We start from the raw sequence: 8073 nt of genomic DNA, 5'->3' as shown, positions 1-8073 counted from the left end.
GTCGGTGGACGGGCTGTGCGCGACGGTTGTGACGTTTTCCGAGAACCGGGGCAAGGGATTCGCGATGCTGGCGGGGTTCGAAACGGCCCTCAAGGAACCCGGAATCCAGGCGGTGGCGATTCTTGATGCCGACGGCCAGCACAACCCCTCCGAGTTGCCGCATCTTTACAGGGCTTTCTTGGAGCATGAGGCTGATCTGGTCGTCGGAACGCGCACGTTCACGCGCGGCGAGATTCCGTTGGCGAGCTGGTTCGGAAACTCGCTTACGGCGTTCTTGACGAAGCTTTTGCTTGGACAGACGATCACGGACACCCAATCGGGATATCGCATTCATTCGCGCCGTTTTCTTGAGGACGTGCTCAAGACCATTCCTGGCGGACGGTACGAAACGGAGATGGCCATTCTGATCAAGGCGGCGCGCGAGGACTACACGCTTGTCGCGGAACCCATCCAGACCATTTACGAGGAAGGTAACCGCTCTTCCCACTTCAACAAGATTCGCGATTCGTTTAGGATTTACCGGACCTTTTTCCGGACCGCACTGAAACGCGCACAGACGCGCCCGCACTGAGCGAGGACTATGAACGAACACGCAGCCTTGTCAGACCGATTCGATTTCTACTGCTACGAAACGGGGGAACGTGCGCCTTTTGCGATGACCGGTTACCCGAAGAGCGCGGCGGGCGCGCCGATGAGCCTGCGATTTCTGGCAACGCCCGCTTTCGAGATTCTCGAGTGCCCTCCCTTATCGATGTGGGACTATGCGGATTTTCTGCCCGTTGCCGGCCCCGAGTGCGTCGTATCGCTGGAAGAAGGCGCGACACCCCTTGTTGACGCGGCACATTTGGCGGAACGCTTCGGCTTCGACCAGGTCCTGCTGAAGAACGAGATGGTCAACCCCACGGGCTCGTTCAAGGACCGCCAGGTATCGGTGGGAATCAGCCACGCGCGGGAACTCGGAAAAGACACGGTTGCCGTGGTTTCGTCGGGAAACGTGGCGTGTGCGGCCGCGGCGTATGCCGCGCGGGCGGGCATGCGCGCGATCCTGCTCATGCACGGCCAGGCGGGCGGCGGGAAGGCCGCCCAAGCGGCATCGTATGGCGCGACGGCCATGCGGGTGGACGAGCCGTCCGCGGCCAGGGTGTTTGAATTGTGTCTCGAGGCCTGTGCGGCTTTCGGATGGTACCATCTCTCGACGGCGGGCCTGTACGAGCCATTCAACGTGGAGGGCGCCAAGACCATCGCCTACGAATTGTACCATCAGACGGAGGGCGAACTCCCGGACTGGATTGTCGCGCCCGTGGGAGGCGGCGGGCTTCTCGGGGGCGTATGGCGGGGATTTCTCGACCTCCAGCGAATGGGCGTCATAGAGCGCATGCCGCGCATGTGCGGAGTACAGGCTTCCGGGTGCGCGCCGTTCGTCAAAGCGATTGAGCAAGACACGCCGTTTCTTGAAACCCTCGAACACCCGTGGCCGGACCCCAAAACGATTGCCGGGGGCATCGCGGACGATATCATCTTCGACGGGCACACCGCCTTGCCGGCTGTGCGCCAGACCGGCGGGACCGCCGTTGCCGTGAATGATGAGGAGATCATGGACGGCCTGCTGCTGTTGGCCCGCACCGAGGGGCTGCTGTGCGAGCCCACATGCGCGGTGGTGATTGCGGCGCTCGCGCACCTCCAAGAGACTGCTGGCGGAGCGCGTGTCTGTTGTCTGCTCACGGGCAACGGCGTGAAGGACATCGCGACGGTCTCGCGGCACGTGGCCGAACCGAAAACCATCCCGGCGGAGATGGAGGAATTGCGCAGAATCGCGGAGGGCGCGGCGTGACGCAACAACAAACAAAGACGAGACTAATACAAGGGAAGCATCTCTCGGGGCGCGCAGACGCCTCTGTCCTGGTTCTTGGCTGTTTCGGGCTACTCTTGGCTGCCCTTTTCCTTCTTGGAGGGTGTTCAGAATCGAAAGATGTCTTGCTGGTATATAGTCCGCACGGCCCCGACGTGTTGGGCGATTACGAAACGGAATTCGAGGCGGCGTACCCCGAAGTGGATGTTCAGTGCCTCGATATGGGCTCGCAGGAGGTCTACGAGCGCATCAAGAGCGAACGTAACAATCCCCAGGCCGATGTATGGTGGGGGGCGCCGTCCTCGATGTTCATACAAGCCGCGGAAGAGGGGTTGCTCGCGCCCTACAAACCCTCATGGGCGGACAACGTCGGCGCGCCGTACCGTGACAGCGAGCACCGGTGGTACGGCACCTATCTCTCCCCGCTGGCGATCGTGTTCAACAACCGCGGGCGGACCAAAGAGACTGTGCCACAGACCTGGGATGAGCTGCTCGAACCCCGGTGGCATCAGAAGATCGCCCTCCGTGAACCGCTGCCGTCGGGGACGATGCGGACCTTCCTCTGCGCGATGATGCTGCGCGCGCCGTCCGAAGACGAGGGTATCGCGTGGTTGAAGCGTCTCAACAATGCCACAAAGGCATATCTCGGGAATCCTCAGTTGCTGTACGATCACCTCAAGCGCAATGAAGAGATGGTGAGTGTGTGGCTCATGGCAGACATTGCGCTGCAGCGCGAGCGCAACGGCTACCCGCTCGACACCGTTGTGCCGCCTGACACGCCGGTTATTACCGAAGGCATCGCGATTGTCGACGGAGCGCCTCATCGCGAATGGGCGGAGCGGTTTTATGAGTTTGTAACGACCGCGGAGGCCCTGGCGCGCCAGGCCCGGGCGTACGCGAAGGTGCCCGCGCGAACGGACATCGACCCCGCAACCCTGCCCCAATGGATGGTGGCGCAGACCATCGACGCCATGGACATCGACTGGCGCGAGTTCGCCCGGAATGAGAAGGCTCGCATCAACCGGTGGAAAGCCGAGGTGTACGGGGCGCCATGAGTTCGGTGCAGTTCCATAGCGTATCGCGCATTTTCCCCGAGGGCGGCGGCATTCGTGAATTCACGTGCGACATTGCCGAGGGGGAGTTTTTCGCGCTGCTGGGCCCGAGCGGGTGCGGCAAAACGACCACCTTGCGCATCGCGGCCGGCCTCGAGACCCCCGACTCGGGCACGGTCTTGTTTGACGGCCGCGACGTCACCCATCTGGCCCCTGAGAAACGCAATGCGGCCATGGTGTTTCAGAGCTACGCGCTGTTTCCTCACATGAACGTCTTCGAGAATGTCGCGTTCGGACTGCGCGCGCGCAAAATGGCCGGACCCGAGATGGTGTCGCGCGTGGAGGAGTCGCTTGAACTTGTCCAGCTGGCTGGGATGGGGAAACGCGACGTGACCGAGTTGAGCGGCGGCCAGCAACAGCGCGTGGCCCTCGCACGCGCCCTTGCGGTGCATCCGCGCATTCTGCTGCTCGACGAACCTCTGAGCAACCTTGATGCCGAGCTGCGGTTCAGCACCCGGCAACACATCGCGGAACTGCAGTCGCGCCTGGGCATCACGGCCATCTACGTGACTCACGATCAGGAAGAAGCGCTTGCCCTGGCCCATCGCGTTGCCGTGCTCAAAGACGGCACATGCCACCAGATCGGCACGCCGGGCGCAATCCTGCACGAGCCGGCGACGCCCTTTGTGCGGGCATTTCTCGAGCGCCAACGCAGTGCGATGGGGTACAAGTGAGCGGCGTCTCTGTTGCAGCGTTACCGTCCGCGGCTCAGCTGCCCACGTCCATGACCACGATGAGGCTCTCGCCCTCGACACGGACTTCTTTCAACAAGAGTTTGCCGAGCTTCTGCTTGAACCCGGCTTCGTCGAGACGGTAGACGGGATATCCATCGAGATAGTTGTTGACCACCTTGAGTATAGCCGTCTTGAGCTGGTCCTCATGCGAGAAATTCGCCTGGTTGATCGTGATGTCGACAATATCGAAATCCGTGAGATAGAAGGCGCCTTCCTCGGGTTTGTATGCGAGGCGTCCGTTGAAATCGGCGTTTCCCTGGAGTTCCTTGTCGAAGAGGCTGGCGTAGTAATTCAGTTTCATGCCGATGTTCGAGCCGGCGAAATAAACCTCGGGCGAATCGAGTTTGAAGCGGGCCACCACGGCATTCTTGTCGTAAGGGAACTTTTTGTCGACCATCTCCTGGAGCCTGGCTCTGGGTATCGTGATTTCCCTGTGCATTGCATTGCAGCCCGCAAGCATGGTCAGCGCGACGGCCACTGCCGAAAGGCATTTCATGTTGATGGTTCCTCTTTCGCACGCATGGCCACGGACTCTTTTCGAGGACCCGGCCATTTGGTATTTCCACACGTTGAATATACACCTTAGCGAACGGCCATGTTCAATGGCACTACTTCTCCAGAATCGTATGCTATACTCTTCTCTACGGTGTTACTCAACAGGAGGTGTGCCATGCAGAAAAAGGTCGGAGCCGCCACTATCGAGACCATCCGGGGCGACATCACGAAAGAGCACGTCGACGCCATCGTTAACGCGGCCAACAAGAGCCTTCTCGGCGGCGGGGGCGTCGACGGGGCCATCCACCGCGCTGGAGGCCCGGCCATCCTCGAGGCATGCCGCAAGCTCAACGGATGCGAAACGGGCGATGCGAAGATCACCACGGGCGGCAACCTTCCGGCCAAATACGTGATCCATACCGTCGGCCCCGTATACCGTGACGGCGAACACGGCGAACCCGGGAAACTGGCGAGCTGTTACCGCCGCAGCCTCGGGGTCGCCCTTGAGAATGCTGTGAAAACCATTGCGTTTCCCGCCATTAGCTGCGGTGTGTACGGGTATCCCATTCCGGACGCCGCGGAAATCGCCCTCGAGACCGTCGAGGACTTTCTTCAGTCCCGCCAAGGGATTGAGCATGTGCGCTTCGTTCTTTTTTCGGAAGACGTGTATGAGCCGTTTGAAGACGCGCTGAAAGCGCTGTAGCGCAGGCGGAAGACCAAATGCTAGCAGGCGCGGACGTATCCGGCGCGGCGTAACCGCAACCAAGACAGGAAACCGTTCGGCCAGCTATGTCAAGCATATCGATGTTTCGGGCCTTCCGCCCTGTTGGCAGTCTCGGTTTCGATTTCCTGGTCCTTTGGGCCAGGCTGGTATGTGACGCGCCGTTGGCGCTCAGAACGGTGTCTGCTGCCGCCGGCGGTTCCGGGGGCGGCGCACTCTTCAAGGAGGAGTCGATGATGTTGAGTCTTGCCGCATGCATGGTTTTTGCCGCACAGGAAGCCGCCGCCGGGCCCGAGACCGCCAAATGGCCTGCAACGGCGTTTTTTGGACTACATTATGACCTGCACCCGAACGCCGGAGACACCGAACTTGGCCGCGAAACTACGTATGAGCATATCCGCGAACGATTGGAGAGGGTTCGGCCGGACTACGTGCAGTACGACTGTAAGGGTCACCCCGGGTACACCGGTTATCCGACGAAGATCGGCTCGCCATCGCCGGGCATCGTCAATGATGCGCTCAAAATCTGGCGCGACGTCACCCGCGACATGGATATTCCACTGTCGATCCACTATTCAGGCGTGTGGGACACCCGGGCCGTCGAGCTGCATCCCGAGTGGGCGAACGTTCATGCTGACGGCCAGAAAGACAAGAACTATACCTGCCCGCTAAGCGGCTACACCCAGGAGTTGATGATTCCTCAGTTGATCGAGGTCGTGGACATGTACGACATCGACGGGGTCTGGATCGACGGCGAGAATTGGGCGAGCCGGCCGTGTTGGTGTGAGCGGTGTACGGCGGAATTCACCACACGCACGGGCGTAGCCGAGATTCCCAAGAAGGCGGGCGATGCCCACTGGTTCGAGTGGCTGGCGTGCCACCGCGGCCTGTTCACTGACCACGTGCGCAAGTTCACCGAAGCGCTCCACGCGCGGAAACCCGGCATCGCGGTGTGCAGCAACTGGATGTACAGTGTGCGCCAGCCCGAACCCATCACGGCGCCCGTGGACTACCTGAGCGGCGATTTCGACCCCTCGTTCGGCGCCGAGCGGGCATGTGCCGAGGCGCGGTTCCTCGCCAGCCGGGGACTCCCTTGGAATCTCATGGCGTGGACCTTCCTCCGTACCGGCGACCAGCCGTGGGCAACGAAGGCGCCGGTCCACTTGTGCCAGGAGGTAGCGGGAACGCTCGCACAAGGCGGCTCGGTGTTCTTCTACGACGTACCGCAACGGTCGGGGCGGCTCACGGCCTGGCACCAGGATATCCTCGCCGAGGTGGCCGAGTTCTGCCGCGCGCGGAAGGAGTACTCTTTCCTCACGGAGACGGTGCCGCAGGTCGCGATTCTCCATAGCGAGACGCACTACTATCTCGGCAACGATCCGCTCTTCAATTTCGGGTCGCGCAACGAATCCATGGAGGGGGCATTGCATGCGGTCCTCGAAAACGGGTATTCGGCGGACATCCTGAACGAAGAGATGTTTATCGAACGCGGAACGCACTACCCCGTCGTGGTCGTGCCGGAACAGAACGGCCTCTCCGAGAAAGCCACCGCCACGTTGCGCAGCTATATCGAAAACGGCGGAAAGGCGCTCTTGAGCGGCAACCATGTGGTGAGACAGATGCCCGATCTTGCGGGCGTGAAGTACGCCGAGGGGCAGCTTGGCTCCGGGTGGCTTCCTGCCGGCAACGGTTGCGTAGGGGTATCCGGCCCCTGGCAGCGCGTCCAGTTGGCCGGCGCGGCCGAACTGGCGCCGCTGTTGAACCAGCAGGAACCGTCCCTCAATCTTGCGGGAACGCCGGCCGCTACGGTCTATGCTTTGGGCAAGGGACGCGTCGTGGCGGTGCACGGGCCCGTGTTCGGGTGCTATGCCGACGCCCATTATCCGCTGTTGCGCCGGTTCGTTGGCGATATGCTCGACGCGCTCGACGCGGACGTGATGCAGGTGCAGGGTCCGTGGTGGGTCGAGATGTCGGCACGTAAGAAAGACGGCCGGCTGCTTATTCAGTTCGTGAACCGCGGGAGCGGGGGGTATCTCGCGCCCAATCGCCACATGGTCGAGCAGGTCACGGACGCAGGACCGTTCACGGTGACCGTCCCGCTGGCACAGAAACCGGCACGCTGCTACACAGCCCCAGACAAGGTGGGACTCGAATGGACCTGGAAAGACGGACTCCTCACGGCCAAAATCGGCGGCTTGGCCATACACAACATCCTGGTCGTGCAATGATTTGGGCGTCCACTGTGCTGGAGGGCCGGCGCAGGCGAATCGCGGGGGAGGAGACGTGTCTGTCCCGAGCGGTCTATTTTGCCGTTTGTTTGGCCAGCTCGGCGGCCTTTGCAAGCATGATATCGCCGAGGGTTTCACCGTAGAACGATGCGGTGACTTCGTAGCCGCTTTCGCGATACTCCTCCGGCGTGAGAATGTATCCAATATAGTCGGTGGTCAACCCCGCGACGCAGGGATAGGTGATGCCGCCGTCCGCCAATTGCTTCTTCACGGCCAGCCCGATCTTGCAGATGGGCTCGCCCGGGAGGGTCAGCATGGCGAAATCGTTGACGCGCAGCGCGTACAGGGGCGCCTTGTCAGGAAACATTGTCGGCAGAAGCTGCTGTAACTGCTCTTCGGTGATGTGATATTCGGAGCCGGCGATCATAACAAATTCCGGCGCGGCCTGGCGCGGCGGCAGCTGGACCCAGAGAGAACGCACCGCAAAGGCGTCGACCTCGGTTCCCTCGATACTCCGTGCCAAAGCAGTCGCTCGCAGTCCGACGCGCTGGCCAAAATTCTCGGCCCGTTCCCAATTGCTGCCGCCCTGCCTGCCCGCCGGCGAGATGTCGCCTTCGGCGCCATTGGTGTACATGCAGGTGACGCCCTCTCCCAGCGCGGCCTCGACGGTGCGTTGCATCATACCGGGCCATCCGGCGGAGATGAGCATCTCGTCGGGGGACATGATGGTCTCGTGGGCGGTGAAATTGACGAGCACAACGTAGGGCGTACCGTCGGTGCGGTCGAGGCGCAATAGCGTCAATTCTTTGTCTACGAATTCGTCGTCACGGCGGTTGCGGTTCATGCCTTCGATCTTCGTGCGGCCCGCGCCCGCTTTGGCCGGCTGGAGGGCCGCGTTGGCTTCGGTCAGGGCTTGGGCGATGCGGCCGGTGAC

Annotated in this window: 8 protein-coding genes; 6 read left to right on the top strand and 2 right to left on the bottom strand. The window is 61.7% G+C overall.

Annotated features, from left to right (window positions below; translation table 11 throughout):
* The 4 genes from PLJ71_13970 to PLJ71_13955 form a co-directional block, all read left to right on the top strand.
* A partial coding sequence (locus PLJ71_13970; GenBank protein ID HQM49790.1) for a glycosyltransferase family 2 protein occupies nucleotides 1-571 on the top strand: 571 nt, incomplete at its 5' end.
* 9 nt (nucleotides 572-580) lie between these two features.
* Nucleotides 581-1831 (top strand): threonine synthase, encoded by a 1251-nt coding sequence (gene thrC / locus PLJ71_13965; GenBank protein HQM49789.1) that lies wholly within the window; start codon nucleotides 581-583, stop codon nucleotides 1829-1831.
* A gap of 143 nt (nucleotides 1832-1974) precedes the next feature.
* Nucleotides 1975-2904, top strand: a complete 930-nt coding sequence (locus tag PLJ71_13960; protein HQM49788.1) for an extracellular solute-binding protein — start codon at nucleotides 1975-1977, stop codon at nucleotides 2902-2904.
* Entirely contained in the window at nucleotides 2901-3635 is a 735-nt protein-coding gene (locus tag PLJ71_13955; protein HQM49787.1) for an ABC transporter ATP-binding protein, read from the top strand. The genes PLJ71_13960 and PLJ71_13955 overlap by 4 nt, the downstream gene beginning before the upstream one ends.
* A 34-nt stretch (nucleotides 3636-3669) precedes the next feature.
* Here PLJ71_13955 and PLJ71_13950 read toward each other — a convergent pair whose 3' ends face one another.
* Complete coding sequence (locus PLJ71_13950) at nucleotides 3670-4191, bottom strand: DUF1439 domain-containing protein (GenBank protein HQM49786.1); 522 nt, start codon at nucleotides 4189-4191, stop codon at nucleotides 3670-3672.
* Nucleotides 4192-4365: 174 nt separating this feature from the next.
* Here PLJ71_13950 and PLJ71_13945 point away from each other — a divergent pair, with 174 nt between their 5' ends.
* Together PLJ71_13945 and PLJ71_13940 are read left to right on the top strand one after the other, a co-directional pair.
* The gene (locus tag PLJ71_13945) at nucleotides 4366-4893 is read left to right on the top strand and encodes an O-acetyl-ADP-ribose deacetylase (protein HQM49785.1); all 528 of its coding nucleotides are present in this window, start codon (nucleotides 4366-4368) and stop codon (nucleotides 4891-4893) included.
* A gap of 251 nt (nucleotides 4894-5144) precedes the next feature.
* Nucleotides 5145-7139 (top strand): hypothetical protein, encoded by a 1995-nt coding sequence (locus PLJ71_13940; protein HQM49784.1) that lies wholly within the window; start codon nucleotides 5145-5147, stop codon nucleotides 7137-7139.
* A 73-nt stretch (nucleotides 7140-7212) separates the two neighbouring features.
* Here the strand turns inward: PLJ71_13940 and PLJ71_13935 are convergent.
* A partial coding sequence (locus PLJ71_13935) for a hypothetical protein (protein HQM49783.1) occupies nucleotides 7213-8073 on the bottom strand: 861 nt, incomplete at its 5' end.

Source organism: Candidatus Hydrogenedentota bacterium (assembly GCA_035416745.1).
Taxonomy (GTDB): domain Bacteria; phylum Hydrogenedentota; class Hydrogenedentia; order Hydrogenedentales; family SLHB01; genus UBA2224.
The sequence above is the reverse complement of the archived record's forward strand: the minus strand, read 5'-3'. Positions and strand labels throughout refer to the sequence as shown.

Bases quoted from the DNA above. Each gene is read 5' to 3' on its own strand.
- thrC (HQM49789.1), top strand. From the start codon at position 581: ATGAACGAACACGCAGCCTTGTCAGACCGATTCGATTTCTACTGCTAC.
- PLJ71_13950 (HQM49786.1), bottom strand. From the start codon at position 4,191: ATGAAATGCCTTTCGGCAGTGGCCGTCGCGCTGACCATGCTTGCGGGC.
- PLJ71_13955 (HQM49787.1), top strand. From the start codon at position 2,901: ATGAGTTCGGTGCAGTTCCATAGCGTATCGCGCATTTTCCCCGAGGGC.
- PLJ71_13940 (HQM49784.1), top strand. From the start codon at position 5,145: ATGATGTTGAGTCTTGCCGCATGCATGGTTTTTGCCGCACAGGAAGCC.
- PLJ71_13945 (HQM49785.1), top strand. From the start codon at position 4,366: ATGCAGAAAAAGGTCGGAGCCGCCACTATCGAGACCATCCGGGGCGAC.